Below are 17293 nucleotides of genomic sequence, written 5' to 3'. Positions count from 1 at the left end.
CTTCAAAGGAATCCTACTTGTTAATTTATAATAGCTGTTCTGGGGATCACTCTATCTTTAGTATGGTTTACTTGGCAGGGTTTAGATAGCTTATAAATTCGCGCACTTATTTTTTGTATTGAATCAAAATTAGATAGCCGGAGTCTCTATTAAAATATTTTGAATAAAAGACCTAGGATTTAAACGATTCAAAAGATACTAATAAAAAACCAGTAACAATTAATGTTGAACGAACACAGCAAGTTCTGAAATATCGTCGATCGCGAAAGTCGGTTCTAGGCCGAGACACTTAGCGCGATCGCCATATCCGTAAGCCGCCCAACAAACATCTATCCCAGCATTTTTAGCAAACAGCAAATCAATCGCTGTATCGCCAACCATTAAAATTTGACTGTTATCCAAGTCCGGGAACAGCGGTTTAATAATTGAGTGAAAAACCGCCGCATCGGGTTTCATAATCATTTCTCCGTTGTCACCTAAAATCAAATCAAAAAAACTGTGAATTTTCAATTTCTGCAGTAACGAATTCACAAAACTAACGTGTTTATTGCTGAAAACTCCCAAGTTACATCCCGACTTGCGTGCCAACTGCAAGACTTGCTTTGTTCCGGTAAATAACTCTACCTGCTTTTCACCTTCCGCCCGATAATAAGAGCGGTAAGTTTCAACCCATTCAGCAATTGCGCTTTCCTCGATCGCCGGATGGAGGATTTTAAAAGACTTTGGTAAATTGATGCCGATCGTACCTATAATAATATCAGCAGTAGGTGGGGTTATATTGAAACTTTCAAAAGTTTTGGTAAAGCAAAATACAATAGCTTTGTGAGTAATTGCCAAAGTGCCGTCGAAGTCAAAAATAATTAACTTGTACTGACTCATCTTTCTGAAAATTTTCTATATAGCAATCGGAGGCTTCCAATGACCTAATAGCATGATTAATCTCTAAGTCACTAATTATAAGTATAATCTTTAAACATTCAAGAGGTCAACATGAGTGTCACCGAAAAACCAGAAATTATAGCAACAGATTTCCCTGACCACACTCAATTACCAGACTCCGACGGTACTTTTGTGAAAAACTTCCAACAACATCCTCAAAGCATCCTGTTAACAACATCAATTCGACCCATTTTAGACCAAATTCATCCCGACGGACAATACTGCATCGGTCAAGATTCCGGTATTTACTGGCGAGTGCCCCGGCCCCCGGAACCGCCCGAAAGAGGATCCGAAGCGCCTGATTGGTTTTACGTGCCCGACGTGCCGCCAACTCTTGACGGAAATCTTCCCCACTCCTATGTCATGTGGCAGGAATTAATGCCGCCTCGGATTGTACTTGAATTTGTTTCTGGTGATGGCAGTGAAGAAAGAGATAGCACTCCTCGCCAAGGCAAATTCTGGATTTACGAGCAGATAATTCGACCTGCTTTTTACGGCATTTATGAAGTCAAAAAGGCACAAGTTGAAGTGTATCATTTGGTAGAAGATCGGTTCGAGTTAGTTCCACCAAATGAGCGCGGACATTACCAGATCGCACAAATAGGAGTGGAATTAGGCATTTGGCAAGGGGTTTATCAGGGTGTAGAACTGCCTTGGCTGCGCTGGTGGGATGCCTCCGGGAATTTGCTGCCGGCCGCCGAAGAGCGGGCAGAACAAGAACGACAAAGGCGCATAGAAGCTGAGTTGCGAATTCAAGCTTTAGAAGCGCGTTTGGGAGAGTTAGAATCGGGGTAATACAATTTTAGATTTTAGATTTTAGATTTTAGATTTGGGATGACTGATGATTATCGGGGTTGGGTTCTTCATAAGTCCTTCGCAATTCTTCAATTCTTCCATCAAAAATCTTAATTCCCATAAGTCGCAGATGCCGGTAGGGACACGGCAATTCAGTGTCGCTAGGAATATCATGTGCTGTAAAAACCCGATCGCCTAGCAGCCTCCTCAGAAACGATATAAACATTCATCGGTTATTATCAAAAATTTGCGTATATTAACTTAAGTATTGCATCACTTTTTGTGTAAGTCCTATGGCACTAATTGTTCAGAAATATGGCGGAACCTCGGTTGGCACAGTCGATCGCATTTTGGAAGTAGCCCGACGAGTTGTAAAAACAGCACAGCTCGGCAACTCTCTCGTTGTCGTACTTTCAGCGATGGGCAAAACCACCGACGGTTTAGTTAAACTCGCCAAGGAAATTTCCGCAAATCCCAACAAGCGGGAAATGGATATGTTGCTTTCCACTGGGGAACAAGTCTCGATCGCACTTTTGAGCATGGCATTGCAGGAAATGGGACAGCCCGCAATTTCCCTCACCGGCGCCCAAGTTGGCATTGTCACCGAAGCCGCCCACACCCGCGCCCGGATTTTGCGAATCGACCCAAATCGGCTTGAAAGCCAGTTAAAAAGCGGTAAAGTCGTTGTGGTGGCGGGTTTCCAAGGCATCGCCGATGCCGGAGAATTGGAAATTACCACCTTGGGCCGTGGCGGTTCCGACACAACCGCAGTAGCCTTGGCTGCAGCGCTGCGAGCCGACAGATGCGAAATTTATACCGACGTGCCCGGAATTCTGACTACAGATCCGCGCTTGGTTCCCGACGCGCAATTGATGGACGAAATCACTTGCGACGAAATGCTGGAATTGGCGAGTTTGGGCGCAAAAGTCCTCCACCCGCGCGCGGTAGAAATTGCCAAGAATTACGGCGTGCCGCTGGTAGTGCTTTCTAGCTGGAGTGACGCCCCCGGTACGCGGGTAGTGTCCCCACCCCCGAAACTTCGGTCTTTGGAGGGTTTGGAGCTCGCAACAGCGGTGGATGCGGTGGAATTTGACTTAGATCAGGCGGGGGTGTCGCTGCTGCGTTTGCCCGATCGCCCCGGCGTAGCAGCGCGGTTGTTTGGTGCGATCGCGCAGCAAAATCTCGATGTAGACTTAATTATTCAGTCAATTCATGAAGGAAATACTAACGATATTGCCTTCACAGTGACGCGAAAATCTCTGCAACAAGCCGCCGCCGTTGCAGATGCCATTATCCCCGCCCTCGGCAAGAATTCTCGCCCAGAATTGGGAGAACCGGAAGTGAAAGCAGAAGAGCGGCCAATAGCTAAAGTTAGCATTGCGGGTGCGGGAATGATCGGTCGTCCGAGGGTAGCGGCGCAGATGTTTAAGACTTTAGCGGATGCGGGAATTAACATTCAAATGATTTCTACATCAGAGGTTAAAGTTAGTTGTGCGATCGATGCTGAAGATTGCGATCGGGCTGTTGCCGAACTCTGCAAAGCATTTGATGTTGCCAACTCCCCTATTGGGCTGCGTTCATCCTCCCACAAACCGCCCGCAGTCCGCGCCGTTGCGTTGGATTTCAATCAAGCGCGTCTAGCCATTCGCCAATTGCCCGATCGACCCGGAGTAGCAGCAAAACTGTTCGGACTTTTAGCCGAGGAAAATATCAGCGTAGACACGATCATTCAGTCGCAGCGCTGTCACAATATTGACGGCATATTAACTCGCGACATTGCATTTACCGTAGCACAAATTGACGCCGAAGCTGCTAAAAACGCCCTCGAAAAAGCCGCCCCCCAATTTGGCTGGGGCGAAGTAGCAGTCGATACACAAATAGCCAAAGTTAGCGTTGTCGGTTCCGGGATGGTAGCGCATCCGGGAGTAGCGGCAAAAATGTTTGAAGCGCTTTCCCGCCAGCAAATCAACATTCAAATGATTGCAACTTCCGAGATTAAAATTAGCTGCGTTGTGGATGAGGAACAAGGTGTAACTGCTTTGAAGGCAATTCACGCAGCCTTTGAACTTGCCGGCACCGAAAAAATCCAAGTTCCCGCGTAATCGAGGTTTGTAGTTGCGCTTCAGCGCCGGCCGACTCTGAATCCCAACTACAAGCTTAAAAATTTCATTAATTAGAGTTTTCGGTAGGGATACGGCACTGCCGTGTCCTTGCAAATATCGCGGACACAGCAGTGCTGTATCCCTACAAATATATTCGGATTTGGACACCGTACTGCCGTGTTCATACAAATATCGATCGACAGTCAACGCTTGGAGTTTTGAGTGAAAATTTCACAGGATGAGGCTGTGTTAAAATGAAACTGGCGATCGAATTAAGGAATTTAATCTTAGTCCTGTATTAGTAGGGTGCGTCATAACCAAAATCCTCGATCGTCGCTCTCTACACCCGTCTGACGCACCTTACAAGTCGATGGGAGTGGCACACTTGCGTAAGTGCTGTTAGAAAAGAGCAACCTGTAAATATTCATTTATTTCTCTTGGCAATCCCTTCATTTCATCATACAATAAATTTTGACTTACTATTTCTTGCGCGATCGCCTCCACAATCGGTACACAAACCGAATTCCCAATTTGCTTGTAACTTTCCCCCGCACTCGGATAACTCTTAAAATCTTCAGGAAAACCCATAAGACGGTAACATTCCTTCAGCGTCAACTTTCTCACCATATCTTGCTCAGGAATGTAGATAAAAAACCTGCCAGATGTTTCTTGTGAAGGAATGGTGGGATGCACTCCATCTACCGAATAAATGCGATTAGGCTGTCTGTGCACTCTCGATAAATGTTCTGTATTCGGCCTCACGCCAGTTTTCCAAGTACCTTTATTTCTGTAACCTACAAACAAAAGTCCCGAATCTTGCTTTCTCGGAGACTCAATTAAAGTATACTCGGATTTATCCAATATTTCAAAATCCCCTGTCTTGTCTAGAAATTCCCTGAGTTTTGGAGTCAACTGGGTTTTAAGCAGAGAAAAATTGAATGGTTTACCTTTAGTTGCAATAAGGAATATTCTTTCACGATGTTGAGGAATTCCAAAGTCTTTAGCATTCAGCATTTTGTAATTCACGCTGTATCCCAAATCTTCAAGACTGGCAATAATTACTTTTAAGGTATTTCCCTTGTCGTGATGGATTAAGTGCTTGACATTTTCGAGAACGATAACTTTAGGCTGCTTGATTTTGATAATTTTACCAATCTCGAAAAATAGCGTGCCTCTAGTATCTTCAAAACCCAGCTTTTTGCCACAGATGCTAAAAGGTTGGCACGGAAACCCGGCGACTAAAATATCAAAGTCTGCTAAATCGGTGGGATTAATTTTACTGATATCGGCAAAAGGAACCTCACCGAAATTTTTCTGGTAAACTTCTCGGCATTTGCTGTTAATTTCGCAGGAAAAAACGCATTCAAAGCCTATCTTTTCAAATCCTTGTCTGAAACCTCCTATTCCTGAAAACAAATCTATAAATTTCATTTTGGCTTAGCTTTAATACCAACAAATTCTATATACAATGATAACCGATTTTGCATCATATATAAGTGAGCAACGACTAAAAAATACAATATCCAGAGTCCCGAGTCTTTCAAGAAGTCGGGTATCTAAAAGCGATCGCGTCTTAAGTTCACTCATCAATTTATCTGTCCAGTCCGATCGACTGTAGCATAGGAGCGATCGGCAAATTGCAGGAATTGTCGATCGCCCCAAATTTCCCCCCGCATTCAACCAACCAACCTGCCAAACTTGTCCCGCAGCCGACTAAACTAGAAATAGCAAAAAAAATATAGCTATTGTTTACTTCCTTTCACCAACCATGAGTCAAACCTTGGAAAACCTCACCGCAATTGATGACAAGCTATCCAAACGCCACATCGACCTCGATCCAGGCGGCTACTTCATCATCTATCTCGATCGCGAAACCAGCTTAATTTGTGCCAAACATTTCACCAACATCATCGACGATCGAGGCCTCGCCGTCGATCCCGAAACTGGTAAACCCATCCCCGCCCGTGGCAAAGTAGAACGCACGGAGGTCACACTTTTTACCGGCAGAACCGCCAAAGAACTTTGTGTCAAAATCCTAGAAGAAACCCGCCCCAGCCCGGTGACAATGTTAGATCACGCAGCTTATCTGGGACGGGAATTTGTACGGGCAGAAATTGCATTGTTGAGCGATCGAGAATACGTTCAAGATTAGTGCAGCCCTGCCTTAATTTCTTGCCAAAACGGTAACTTATCAGATTTATCAGCACCCGATCACGAAAAACCTTGATACCAGAAATAAGTCACCATCGGAATCACTGTCGCCAACACCAACAGCACAACCACAACAACTGTGGCATTGCCTTGATCTGTTTCTTCAGCTTTTTTAAACGTGCCTTCAACTTGAATGTTGTCAACAACTTCAGGAGGACCCGGATCGGGTTCGCCCGACAAAACAGTTGCAATGCGCGTACTTGCAGCCGAAAATGCCTCGTTGTATTTATTGGCTTCCCGCAGTGGCACTTGCACGGTTTCCCCAGCCACACTCTGGGCAATTTCATCGGTTAGCAGGGATTTCACCCCTTCCCCGGTGCGAATTGCCGCGCTGTTGGTAACAGTGTCGAGAACGAGTAAAATTTGATTAGTCTGGTCTTCTTTTGCGGGAAACCACTGTTCAAACAGTTGGTCGGCGAAAGTGGCAGCCGTTTCGCCGTAGTCTAAGCGGTGGATGGTGACAAATCTGACTTGTTTCCCTGTTTTGTTTTCCAGGTTGTCGAGCACGCTGCTGATATTGCTTTCGCTGCTGCGGCTGAGCACGTCGCCTTTGTCGAACACCCAAGTTCGATCGCCCGCCGACAACACGGGCATTTCGTAAACGCCAGTCGCCAATGCCGGCAATACCGCCATCTGGGATGCGATTAGGGCGATCGCGATCGTCGCCGCCAAAGGTTGGAGATATTTTCTCCAGTTAAATAATTGCTTCAGGAGTCGGGTCATGAGGTTAACCGTAAAACTGACTTTTTTCCAAAAATACTATAGAAACCCCCGTAAAATTCATTTTATGCAGGGCAATATTTACAATTAGCTCGCCAGTGGAACTCCCCGCCCGATTATTTTAGGATTCTAACTATGGAACCAGCAGACACTTATAAAGGTTGGATTATTCAATCCCAGAAAGTCTTCTACGTCGAGGTTTGGGATAGTCGCGGCAACCGCCACGTGGCCGTCCAAAATGCCAAGACTGAGGAGGAAGCTTTGGAATTGGCCAAAAAGTGGATAGACAAATATGAGTCAAAACCCGGAAGAATGCCGATCGACGTACCCCATCCTTTCGGAGACATGATCGATATGCCATTTTAATTCAGTTGACTGTTGACTGTTAACTGTTAACTTTACAGCTTGTCGGGTACTCTACTAGAGACAAAACCTCTTCAAATCGAGCAATTATTGCAACTGACGCATCCGAAGAATAGGTCAGTTGCGTCCCGGACTGCATTTGTCATGAGATACAATTACGAAATTCCTCGCAATTTCCGCGTATTTTCTACCAAACTCCGAGCAAATTCGTCGAACCTTTCAGACAGTTTTTCATCCAACAATTTACCCTCAGGACTAAAAGCTTTCCAAGCTTGTCCGATCGCAATTTGTTCGGGAATTACCCAAGCGTGCACCCATCTCAAAATCACGCGCAAATCGTTGAGTGCATTGTTGTTAACTTGCCCTCCCAAAACGCTAATCCCACCCGCAACTTTCCCGTCCAAATGCTCAAAACTCATCAAATCCAGGGCATTCTTGAGAGCACCGCTGATGCTACCGTGATACTCCGGCGTTGCCAAAATCAAGGCGTCGGCTTGCTTAACCGCATTCTGCAGCTTTTCCACATCCGGATAATCGATATAATCATTCTCACCATTGCAGAATGGCAGATTGAGCGATCGCAAATCGAATATTTCAACTTCCGCGCCCAGGGCTTGCGCCCGTTCTGCTGCCACCTTCAACGCTAACTGGCTGTAGGAGCCAGCCCGCAAACTTCCACCAATGCCGACAATTTTTACCATAAAGCTTAAAAACAAAAACTGCTTTCCTAAAGCGTACTCATTACGAGTATGATTAACATAGCAAGTTTGATCGGCAACTGTCAAGTAAAGTTTCCGATGTAGAAAATAGAAGGAAGAATAGAAGGTTATGGGTAGGAGGGGTGAGTGCTCATAAGCCCGGTCAGGGAAAACAGACTCGGAGCGTTCACAAGCCACTATTTTGAGGGGTTTCTTAAGATGCCCGCGAGAGATAAACCCATTCAACACCCGCCCTCTTGTTAAAATAAATGAACGTAGCAAACCACAAGCGGTCAATCTTGGCAGTCTTCAACATTGGGCAAAGCAATATGAAAAATTCTTGGAAACACGCATGGCTGGGGCATCTAGCTGTAAACAAAGACAAGTCGAGCCAGAATCCTAAAAAATCAATTCCAGGACGGAATCTTTGGCGCATCCTGGGCAGTTTGGTGATTTCTCAAGGAATATTGCTCTCGACCCCGGTGTTTGCCGACAGCGCGCCAAACACCATGAGTTACAGCCAACTGATCGACAACATAGAAAAAGGGCAAGTCAGTAAAATCGAAGTAGACGAAACTCAAAAAACTGCCAAGGTTAGGCTAAAAAATCAAAAAAGCGATCAGACCCAATCAGTTAGTCTGTTCGACTACAACAACCGAGAACTGTACTCGCAAATCCGCGCCAAAAAGATTGACTTTGAAGTCAAACAAACAGCCGACAACGCCGCCGCAGTCAGTTTAGTAGTAAACTTGCTAGTGATTTTTGCAGTGTTGGCAGTGCTGATGGCAATCCTGCGCCGATCGACCCAATCTCAAGGAAATGCCATGAACTTCGGCAAATCCAGAGCCCGTTTCCAAATGGAAGCCAAAACCGGCGTGATGTTCGACGACGTAGCAGGGATCGAAGAAGCTAAAGAAGAACTGCAAGAAGTCGTAACCTTCCTCAAAAAACCCGAACGCTTCAACGCCATCGGCGCCAAAATTCCCAGAGGAGTTCTGTTAATCGGGCCTCCAGGAACCGGCAAAACAATGCTGGCAAAAGCCATCGCAGGCGAAGCAGCCGTCCCCTTCTTCAGCATCTCCGGTTCCGAATTTGTCGAAATGTTTGTTGGAGTCGGCGCCTCCCGCGTCCGCGACTTGTTCAAGAAAGCTAAAGAAAATTCGCCCTGCATCGTCTTCATCGACGAAATAGACGCCGTAGGAAGGCAGCGCGGCGCTGGTATCGGCGGCGGCAACGACGAACGCGAACAAACTCTCAACCAGTTGCTGACAGAAATGGACGGCTTTGAGGGTAACAGTGGCGTGATTGTGATTGCAGCTACAAACAGGCCCGACGTGCTCGATACCGCCCTGCTGCGACCCGGCAGGTTCGATCGCCAAGTAACGGTAGATTTACCCAGTTACAAAGGGCGTTTGGGGATTTTGCAAGTTCACGCGCGCAACAAAAAACTCGACCCAGAAGTTGGCCTAGACACGATCGCCCGCCGCACTCCCGGCTTTTCCGGCGCCGACTTGGCAAACTTGCTCAACGAAGCAGCTATTCTCACAGCGAGGCGTCGCAAAGACACCATTACTAACCTAGAAGTTCACGACGCGATCGACCGGATCACGATCGGGCTTACCCTCAACCCGCTGCTCGACAGCAAGAAAAAGTGGATGACAGCATACCACGAAGTCGGACACGCCCTAGTCGCGACCATGCTCAAAAATGCCGACCCGGTTGAAAAAGTAACGATTATTCCGCGTTCCGGCGGGGTCGAAGGCTTTACTAGCTTTGTGCTTGACGACGAAATGCTCGACAGCGAAGGTTTGAGGAGTCGGGCTTTGCTGCTAAACCGAATTAAAGTAGCTTTGGGGGGACGGGCGGCGGAGGCCGAAATTTATGGCGATGCTGAAATCGACACCGGCGCCGGTAGTGATCTCAGAAAAGTTAGCAGTCTCGCCAGGGAGATGGTAACGCTTTATGGAATGTCGGATTTGGGGCCTGTGGCTTTTGAAAGTCCGAACAATGAGGTGTTTTTAGGCCAGAACTGGAATTCGCGATCAGAGTATTCCGAAGACATGGCAATCAAGATCGATCGGCAAGTCCGGGAAATTGCCTTTGACTGCTACGAAGAAGCTCGTCGGATTATCCGCGAAAATCGGGCTTTGGTAGACAAACTTGTCGAAGCGCTGTTGGAGGAAGAAACGATCGACGGCGACGAATTCCGCCAAATTGTCGAGCGGTACACCGAGTTGACCAAAAAAGAGTTGGCACCAACATAAAGAGTCAGTTGGCAGTTGGCAGTTGGCAGTGGTCAGTGGTCAGTGGTCATTAGTTATATCATGTCCGCCTAATCACTTACGATATGTCCGCAGGGAGTGAAACGAAGCAATCGCAATAATGTTTCTGCGATTGCTTCTCTATGGTCACAATGACAAGTGTTTAACCGGACAATATATTATTGGTAATAACTGACAACTGACAACTGACAACTGTCAACTGTCAACTGTCAACTGTTTAAGATTGTTGCGCGTACATTTCCCGAAGTACCAAAGCCGGGTCTACCCAGCGGCCACCGTACTTCAATCCCCAGTGCAAGTGAGGCCCACTCGTGCGGCCGGTCATCCCAACTCTGGCAATCCTCGCACCCGCAGGCACTGTTTGACCTTGCCAAACTTGTACGGTACCTTCGCGATCGGTATAATAACGCCCGCCGTTAGCCGTTAGCACTCGGCCTCTGAGGTGACAGTAGATGTGTTCCCAATTTCCCGATCGCACCACCATACCAGTGCCGCACCGGCCATCTTCCCAAACTTCCACAATTTGCCCGCCCCACCAATTGCGGATATAGCTGCCTTCCGGGGCGGCCAAGTCCAAACCGTAATGAAAATCTCCACCACGGGGGCCGAAGGCGGAAGTGTATGTTTCAAAGTTTTCGACTGGAAAAGAAGCTTCTTGCCACAAATTACCCGTCGCTACTCTGTTTGGTAAGCCTGACTGAGCTTTGACCACCTGCTGCTGTAAATAAGGGCTGATCAAAACAATGCCGATCGAAAGTGCCAGCAGCAGCATCTGTCTGAGACGAAAAAAGCGTTTTGCCGTCAGCGGGCCTCTAGAGTCTTGCAGGATTTTTTTCACGGCTCAAAGTTAAATGTGTGTGCGAGTGTGCGTTGTCTGTTAGGCTCACATCTTGCACCAATGTCAATAAACCTTTCAGGGGCGGGCTTTCCGGCCCGTTCCACAAAAAAATTATTCTTTGTAGAACGGGCCGGAGAGCCCGTTTCTGAGGTGCAAGATGTAAGTTATGCCAATTCGCTGCAAGATTGGCTTTGGGCTCTATCCGCGATCGCGAATCAGTTTAATAACAACGTGTATCTTACTCCATCCAAAACCCGTGTCAAGGCTTCCGGGTAAATGCCCAGGGGTGATAAAAAAAAATTGGCCGAGGAATTGCTGTTGCGGTTGAATTCGATCGAGCTTTTGCTTGACACTATAGTGAAGTTCGGGGATTTTGGATAACATCCAAAATCTCAAATTCATCACAAACATCAAGCAATGCTTACTGAAATTTTTCCCTTTAGTTTTGCCATAGACGCAACTGCGATCGCCGGTGCGTCCTTGTGGTCTTTGGCCCTGTACTGGGGCCTGTCGCCCGTGACAGAATGGGTAATCCTGCAACTCAACCGCTGGATGAATTTTGCTGAGAGATCCCTCTACACCTCGGAAGCCGAGTTTGAAAGAACCCGCCAAGCGAGAGAAGCTCAAAATGCCTTTTACGCTTCGCTGTTGAGCATTTTGCCCTTTTTGATTGTGGGCGGATTGTGCAATTGGGGGGTCGAATTGTCTCTGGGCACTGGTTGGGCGGTATCTATGGGTACGATCGCCTGTATTGGCGGCGGCGTTTACGAACTCGGCCGCCGTGACGGTCAATCTTAGGCGATTTTAGATTTTGGATTTTGGATTTTGGATTGCTCAAGATATTCGGGAATTCGCAGGGTTCTAGAATGGACGATCGTCTCAAATCCAAAACTCAAAATCTAAAATAGACGAGCAATTACATAAATCTTTGATAGAGTCGGTCAACCGCAGATGCTAGGCAGATAAACACAGATAAACGCAGATAATTCCCTGTTATGGCGAGGCAATGAAGGCAATTTAAGTCTCAAATTTATCATATATTTTAACCGTAATTTGACTCAGGATGTTTGCCTAAAAGCCGCAGTTGCCGTTCTGTAGCGGTAGCTATAATTTCGGGGTTAAACTGCCACGGCCAAGGCGAAAATTTCTGGGCGATGTTGCGGTGGGAATAATGCACTTGCAGTAAGTAGCGAGTTCCCTCTGTTGTGGTATTTTTGCCGCCGGAGTGCCAAATTTCACTGCGAAAAAACAGCACATCTCCTGCTTTGCACAAAACTGGTTCTGGGGAGTGTCCGTTCCAAGTTTCTTCCCCGCGATCGGGTTTGCGACCAGATTTGTGACTGCCGGGAATAATGTAGGTAGGACAGAGGTCTTCTGCAATGTCGCTGAGATAGAAATGGGCTGTACAAATCCATACTGGCAGTTGAAAAGTGCGATCTGCAAACACGCTTTCGGGCACGGATACAAACACCTGATCGACGTGGACGCGCCAACCATCATAACCGGGCCCGCTTTTCCACGCAGTCATGCCGATAATATGGCAATCGCTGCCCATTAATGCTTCGGCTAACTCAATTATTCCCGGTCGATCGGCATAGGAAAGCCACAGCCGATCGCGATTAAAAACGCACTTAAAATGCTGGTTCAATTCACTCCAACTGCTGCCGTCGAGTCCGAAAGGTTGCAGGCGATCGAGTGCTTCCTTTGTTTGCGCCACTTCCGACGGACTGAGTACACCAGGAATCAGCGCAAAACCATCTTCATGCACCGCATCTACCGCCCCCGCTGTATCGAAAAGGTCACAAGTCTTTTGCCGATAGCTGAAAACTTCGCTTAACGTGCTGGCGTTCATAATTCAAAAAGTAAAATTATTAACTGTTATTAAATTAACACTTATTCTGCTCGATACTTGCATACTATGAAACCAACCACCCGGTTTATTGGCACATCAGGACTTACACAAAATTTAATTATATAGGGTACGCACTGCTCACATTACGTCTGATTTGGGGAGAAATAAAATGAAATACCAACCATAACCAGTATCATTAAATCAAGCCCGCACAGCCTTCCAAAAAATTTGGGGATACGACGACTTTCGACCGCCCCAAGGAGAAATCGTCGGTAGTTTATTAGCCGGAAAAGATACAATTATAATTATGCCGACAGGTGGCGGCAAATCAATCTGCTTTCAATTGCCAGCTTTGTTACAAACAGGCTTAACGTTGGTAGTTTCGCCGTTAGTCGCACTGATGGAAAATCAAGTGCAAGAATTGCGCGATCGCAATCTTCCCGCTTCCCTCCTCCACAGTCAATTGCCAACAGCGCAGCGCCGACAAACTATGCAGTCGCTGCAACAAAACAAATTAAGATTGCTGTACCTGTCTCCCGAAACGTTACTCAGCAAACCTGTTTGGGAAATTATCAGTCAGCCGCACATCCAAATCAACGGTTTAATATTAGATGAAGCTCACTGTTTAGTACAATGGGGTGATACATTTCGACCAGCTTACCGCCGTTTGGGAACAGTGCGGCCTGCTTTGTTGAAAGCTAAACCAGCAAATAGTAAAATTGCGATCGCAGCTTTCACCGCTACCGCCAACCCGGAAGCACAGCAGACAATCAAAAATGTCTTGCAACTGCAAAAACCCGAAGCCTTTTTGCTAAGTCCCTACCGTTCTAACCTGCACCTGCAAGTGCAGACAGTCTGGACGCCGAGAGGACGCAAGCAGCAATTATTAAATTTTATCAAAGCCCGACCCAAACAAGCAGGTTTAGTCTATGTCCGCACTAGAAAAGATAGTGAAAGTTTGGCGGAGTTGTTGGAAGCAGCAGGCTATGAAACAGCAGCATATCATGCAGGTTTAAGTCCCGAATCACGGCGAAAAATAGAAACTGCTTGGCTGAACAATGAGCTTAAATTCGTGACTTGTACGTCAGCATTCGGGATGGGAATTAATAAGCCCGATGTCCGGTGGGTTGTTCACTTTCAAGCACCTTTGCTATTATCGGAATACATTCAAGAAATTGGTAGAGGTGGACGCGACGGCAAATCGGCGATCGCCCTGACATTGATTAGCGAACCTACGGGTTTGCTTTATCCTGAAGATAAACAAAGAGGGCAATTTTTTCAAGATAAATTGCGATCGCAATACCGAGAAGCTCAGCAATTGGCTAAAAAACTGCCAGTTAAAGGCGATATAGAAGCAGTTTCCCGTGAATTCCCTGAAAGTGCGATCGCCCTTTCAATCTTGCACAGCAGCGGACAATTAACATGGCAAGATCCTTTTAATTATGCGATCAATAAATCTCCAAAGCAAAAAGCGGAAAAATTTAATTTTTCCGCAGCGGAAGAAATGGCAAAATATCTCAAACATCGCGAGTGCAGGTGGCAATTTTTGCTGCAAGCTTTTGGGTTTGCAAAGGAAGCTAAATCTATGCGCTGCGGCCACTGCGATAATTGTCGATAGAATTGACGATTATACTCAAACGATTTAACCACTCCGCTCAAAGAAACCGGGTTTTTTACCCAGTCTGTGGGCAGAAACGAAGTATTGCTGTGAAAAAATCCGGTTTCTCGCTGCCCGTGCGATCGCGAACTAACTCACAGATGTTATGATTAAGATATTTGCTTTACACACTTGGCAAAAAATAGTAAAAAGTAAATGATAGAAACAGACACTGCGGCAAAGATTTACACAGTAGAAAATACAGAGGAATTCAATCGCAGTAATGTCAATCAGCGATTAGATATTTGGCTGTCAAACCAGATACCGGACTTATCCCGATCGCGAATCCAAACTCTCATATCACAAGGCAACGTCAAAGTCAACGACGAAACCTGCACCTCGAAAAAAATATCAGTAAAAACGGGCGATCGCATCCAAATTATCCTACCCGAAATCCAAGCCACAAACTTGCAGCCCGAAGCAATTCCCCTCGACATTCTCTACGAAGACGACAGCCTAATTATCATCAACAAACCAGCCGGATTAGTCGTCCACCCAGCCGCCGGACACCAAGACGGTACATTAGTCAACGCCCTGTTAGCCCACTGTCCCCTAGCAGAAATAGGCGGAGTTCAGCGGCCGGGAATCGTGCACAGATTAGACAAAGATACAACAGGTGCGATCGCGATCGCCAAAACCGACATAGCCCACCAACACCTGCAAGCCCAACTGAAAGCCAAAACCGCCCGCCGCGAATATTTAGGCATAGTTTACGGCGCTCCCAACACCGAAACAGGCACAATAGACCTACCCATCGGGCGCCATCCCACAGACCGCAAAAAAATGGCAGTAGTACCAGTAGAAAAAGGCGGTCGCCCCGCAGTTACTCACTGGACAATCAAAGAAAGAATCGGCAACTATTGCTTAATGCACTATCAATTAGAAACCGGCCGGACCCATCAAATTCGCGTGCATACAGCGGAAATAAAACATCCGATTGTCGGCGACCCGATGTACAGTTCCAACCGTTCTATCGGCGTCAATTTAACCGGACAAGCCCTCCACGCATGGCGGCTGACATTGCAGCATCCCGTAACCGGAGAATTAATAGAGGCGATCGCACCTTTACCCGCTCAATTCAACACTTTGTTAAAAATATTGCGGTTGCGATCGCATATTTGATATTGTGGGCACTTAAAACGGGTAATTTCGATGTCGAAATTTGAGGAACTTTGCAAAGCTTACGCTGCATCCCGGCAAGCATACCGCGAATCCTGCGAAGATTGTCAGGATTTTAGTGAAATTTTTATCAAGCAATTGAGCGATTATTTTGACTGCCCGATTCAAAGCCAAAATCAGAAGTTTGATGACAATGGCATACTGTATTTTGATGGTGCGATAGATATTTGCGAAAATCCCGACAATCCCGAAAAGGGCGATCGCGAAACAGTCGAAATATCTTTGAGTGTTAACAAAGTTATTGACAATTTCATTGTCACGGTTTATCCTTGGGGTCACGAATTCAAGATTCTCATTGATGAACCCAGACACTTTGAAGAAGCTTTTGAATACATTTTTGATCGACTCCAATCAGCTTATACTGGCATAAGTTTGTTACCGTCAGAACCCGATCCTCTACCTTTTTAATGACTAAATTCCTTACTATAAACCTTTTTTTCCCTGCCTTTTTTCTTGATGAAACTTCTTGCCTAAATCTTTGATGTAAGAGGGCAACCGCAGATGAAAACAGATGCACGCAGATGAACGCAGATACATTTAAAGATAAGAGAGCGAAAAAGGGCTTGAATTCAAGTCAAATATTTATAGGTTAAATTCTGTAGATTGCTGGTTGCCGAACTTGCTTCTTTCCCCAAAAATTATGAGTCCCGAGTTTTGGATTCCAAGTTTAGCAAAAAACTCAAACCTCAAAACTCAAGACTCAAAACTCTCTCAGCCTAAAAGCCGATCGATTCAGTCGATCGCCCGACACAAATAATCGCATCAGGGCAGCATCAATTACCGGCGACGCGGAACCATCGTTTCGATATTGATATTAGCTAGAGGCACGCGCTGCGGCGGAGTAGCAGGCATGGGCATATTACGCGCCATACCCAAATAGTTCGACGGATCGCCAGCCTTCGGTTGCTGTTCTTGAGGAACAAAACGGCGCACGCCAGTCTGCCAGATGATTTGCGGGAAGCCAAGCTGCGAACGGTGGTACTCACTGTAGCGGGGCGTTTTCAAGTTGAAAGGAGTATCCCCTCCAACTCGCTGAGGCAAAATTCGGCGCTGCTGGAAAGGTACGGTATCGTAGCCGAACTTTTCCAGGTACTCTTCGCTATTGACCAACTCGTCAATAAAGCCTTGAGGCCCCTTATTTGCTACTACGATCGACCAAGCAATCTTTTCGCGCTCGCTGTACACATCCCGGCCCAAAATGCGCTGCACGCACATTTCCACAAACCGATAGTTGCTGTTAGTTTGGTAATTCCGCTCTAGGAAAGGAGCAGAAGTCGCCAAACCGCGAATAAAGTCCCGCACAGTAATTTGGCCGAACTTGAGTTGCGACTCCAAAGACTTTTGGCGGTTGCTCTTGAGGATTTGGTGTTCGCTGTAAATCTGGCGATATCCAGCCCAAATCAAATTTTCCATGTCTCCAGACGAGAGCACATTTTCAGTTGTGAAAATTCTGGGCTTCTCGTCGCTCCCCACTTCAAAACCAGCAACGCGCTGGTTTTGGCTCTTGGGGGCGTAGCTTAACAAAGGTAGCGCCACGTTAAAATCTCCGTTATCTCAAATTTCAGAAATAGTTGACACCGTGAGCTGCCAGCAAAACGGATACAACTAACCAACATACAGATTAGGGGATTCCCGCAATCTAAATCTGATTTTCCTG

The 17293-nt window shown here is 46.4% G+C and carries 18 protein-coding genes; 9 read left to right on the top strand and 9 right to left on the bottom strand.

Annotated features, from left to right (window positions below):
- Positions 1-219: 219 nt before the first annotated feature.
- The gene (locus tag QUA42_RS13095; protein WP_333137642.1) at positions 220-879 is read right to left on the bottom strand and encodes an HAD family hydrolase; all 660 of its coding nucleotides are present in this window, start codon (positions 877-879) and stop codon (positions 220-222) included.
- A gap of 111 nt (positions 880-990) precedes the next feature.
- Here QUA42_RS13095 and QUA42_RS13090 point away from each other — a divergent pair, with 111 nt between their 5' ends.
- Positions 991-1734 (top strand): Uma2 family endonuclease, encoded by a 744-nt coding sequence (locus QUA42_RS13090; RefSeq protein ID WP_333137641.1) that lies wholly within the window; start codon positions 991-993, stop codon positions 1732-1734.
- 28 nt (positions 1735-1762) lie between these two features.
- Here QUA42_RS13090 and QUA42_RS13085 read toward each other — a convergent pair whose 3' ends face one another.
- Entirely contained in the window at positions 1763-1960 is a 198-nt protein-coding gene (locus tag QUA42_RS13085) for a hypothetical protein (protein ID WP_333137640.1), read from the bottom strand.
- Positions 1961-2027: 67 nt separating this feature from the next.
- Here QUA42_RS13085 and QUA42_RS13080 point away from each other — a divergent pair, with 67 nt between their 5' ends.
- Positions 2028-3836: an aspartate kinase gene (locus QUA42_RS13080; RefSeq protein WP_333137639.1), complete on the top strand. Its 1809-nt coding sequence runs from the start codon at positions 2028-2030 to the stop codon at positions 3834-3836.
- 399 nt (positions 3837-4235) lie between these two features.
- Here the strand turns inward: QUA42_RS13080 and dcm are convergent, their stop codons facing one another.
- Positions 4236-5267 carry a DNA (cytosine-5-)-methyltransferase gene (gene dcm / locus QUA42_RS13075; protein ID WP_333137638.1) on the bottom strand — a complete coding sequence of 344 codons (1032 nt, stop codon included), beginning with the start codon at positions 5265-5267 and terminating at the stop codon, positions 4236-4238.
- A gap of 337 nt (positions 5268-5604) precedes the next feature.
- Here dcm and QUA42_RS13070 point away from each other — a divergent pair, with 337 nt between their 5' ends.
- Positions 5605-5988, top strand: coding sequence for a DUF4346 domain-containing protein (locus QUA42_RS13070; protein ID WP_190734275.1), 384 nt, complete (start codon positions 5605-5607; stop codon positions 5986-5988).
- A gap of 59 nt (positions 5989-6047) precedes the next feature.
- Here QUA42_RS13070 and psb32 read toward each other — a convergent pair whose 3' ends face one another.
- Positions 6048-6770, bottom strand: a complete 723-nt coding sequence (gene psb32, locus QUA42_RS13065; RefSeq protein WP_333137637.1) for a photosystem II repair protein Psb32 — start codon at positions 6768-6770, stop codon at positions 6048-6050.
- Positions 6771-6902: 132 nt separating this feature from the next.
- Between psb32 and QUA42_RS13060 the strand changes: the two genes are divergently transcribed.
- Complete coding sequence (locus QUA42_RS13060; protein ID WP_006635545.1) at positions 6903-7133, top strand: hypothetical protein; 231 nt, start codon at positions 6903-6905, stop codon at positions 7131-7133.
- A 152-nt stretch (positions 7134-7285) separates the two neighbouring features.
- Here the strand turns inward: QUA42_RS13060 and QUA42_RS13055 are convergent, their stop codons facing one another.
- Positions 7286-7831, bottom strand: a complete 546-nt coding sequence (locus tag QUA42_RS13055; RefSeq protein WP_333137668.1) for an NADPH-dependent FMN reductase — start codon at positions 7829-7831, stop codon at positions 7286-7288.
- A gap of 326 nt (positions 7832-8157) precedes the next feature.
- Between QUA42_RS13055 and ftsH the strand changes: the two genes are divergently transcribed.
- Positions 8158-10092 carry an ATP-dependent zinc metalloprotease FtsH gene (gene ftsH / locus QUA42_RS13050; RefSeq protein WP_333137636.1) on the top strand — a complete coding sequence of 645 codons (1935 nt, stop codon included), beginning with the start codon at positions 8158-8160 and terminating at the stop codon, positions 10090-10092.
- A 235-nt stretch (positions 10093-10327) separates the two neighbouring features.
- Here the strand turns inward: ftsH and QUA42_RS13045 are convergent, their stop codons facing one another.
- The gene (locus QUA42_RS13045; protein ID WP_445301315.1) at positions 10328-10882 is read right to left on the bottom strand and encodes a M23 family metallopeptidase; all 555 of its coding nucleotides are present in this window, start codon (positions 10880-10882) and stop codon (positions 10328-10330) included.
- A gap of 264 nt (positions 10883-11146) precedes the next feature.
- Positions 11147-11332, bottom strand: a complete 186-nt coding sequence (locus tag QUA42_RS13040; protein ID WP_333137634.1) for a hypothetical protein — start codon at positions 11330-11332, stop codon at positions 11147-11149.
- A gap of 33 nt (positions 11333-11365) precedes the next feature.
- Between QUA42_RS13040 and QUA42_RS13035 the strand changes: the two genes are divergently transcribed.
- Complete coding sequence (locus QUA42_RS13035; RefSeq protein WP_333036846.1) at positions 11366-11746, top strand: hypothetical protein; 381 nt, start codon at positions 11366-11368, stop codon at positions 11744-11746.
- Positions 11747-11990: 244 nt separating this feature from the next.
- On the opposite strand, the gene QUA42_RS13030 is transcribed toward QUA42_RS13035, so the two are convergent.
- Entirely contained in the window at positions 11991-12800 is an 810-nt protein-coding gene (locus QUA42_RS13030; protein WP_333137633.1) for a phytanoyl-CoA dioxygenase family protein, read from the bottom strand.
- A 226-nt stretch (positions 12801-13026) separates the two neighbouring features.
- Between QUA42_RS13030 and QUA42_RS13025 the strand changes: the two genes are divergently transcribed.
- From QUA42_RS13025 to QUA42_RS13015, 3 genes are all read left to right on the top strand, one after another.
- Positions 13027-14418, top strand: a complete 1392-nt coding sequence (locus QUA42_RS13025) for a RecQ family ATP-dependent DNA helicase (protein ID WP_333137667.1) — start codon at positions 13027-13029, stop codon at positions 14416-14418.
- A gap of 195 nt (positions 14419-14613) precedes the next feature.
- Positions 14614-15579 (top strand): RluA family pseudouridine synthase, encoded by a 966-nt coding sequence (locus QUA42_RS13020; RefSeq protein ID WP_333137632.1) that lies wholly within the window; start codon positions 14614-14616, stop codon positions 15577-15579.
- A gap of 30 nt (positions 15580-15609) precedes the next feature.
- Positions 15610-16044, top strand: coding sequence for a hypothetical protein (locus tag QUA42_RS13015; RefSeq protein ID WP_333137631.1), 435 nt, complete (start codon positions 15610-15612; stop codon positions 16042-16044).
- A gap of 369 nt (positions 16045-16413) precedes the next feature.
- Here QUA42_RS13015 and QUA42_RS13010 read toward each other — a convergent pair whose 3' ends face one another.
- On the bottom strand, positions 16414-17172 hold the full coding sequence (locus QUA42_RS13010) for a phycobilisome rod-core linker polypeptide (RefSeq protein ID WP_333137630.1): 759 nt from the start codon (positions 17170-17172) through the stop codon (positions 16414-16416).
- Between the last annotated feature and the right edge of the window lie 121 nt (positions 17173-17293).

The sequence above is a fragment of the Microcoleus sp. Pol11C2 genome (genome assembly GCF_036701505.1).
In the GTDB taxonomy this organism is placed as follows: Bacteria; Cyanobacteriota; Cyanobacteriia; order Cyanobacteriales; family Microcoleaceae; genus Microcoleus.
The sequence above is the reverse complement of the archived record's forward strand: the minus strand, read 5'-3'. Positions and strand labels throughout refer to the sequence as shown.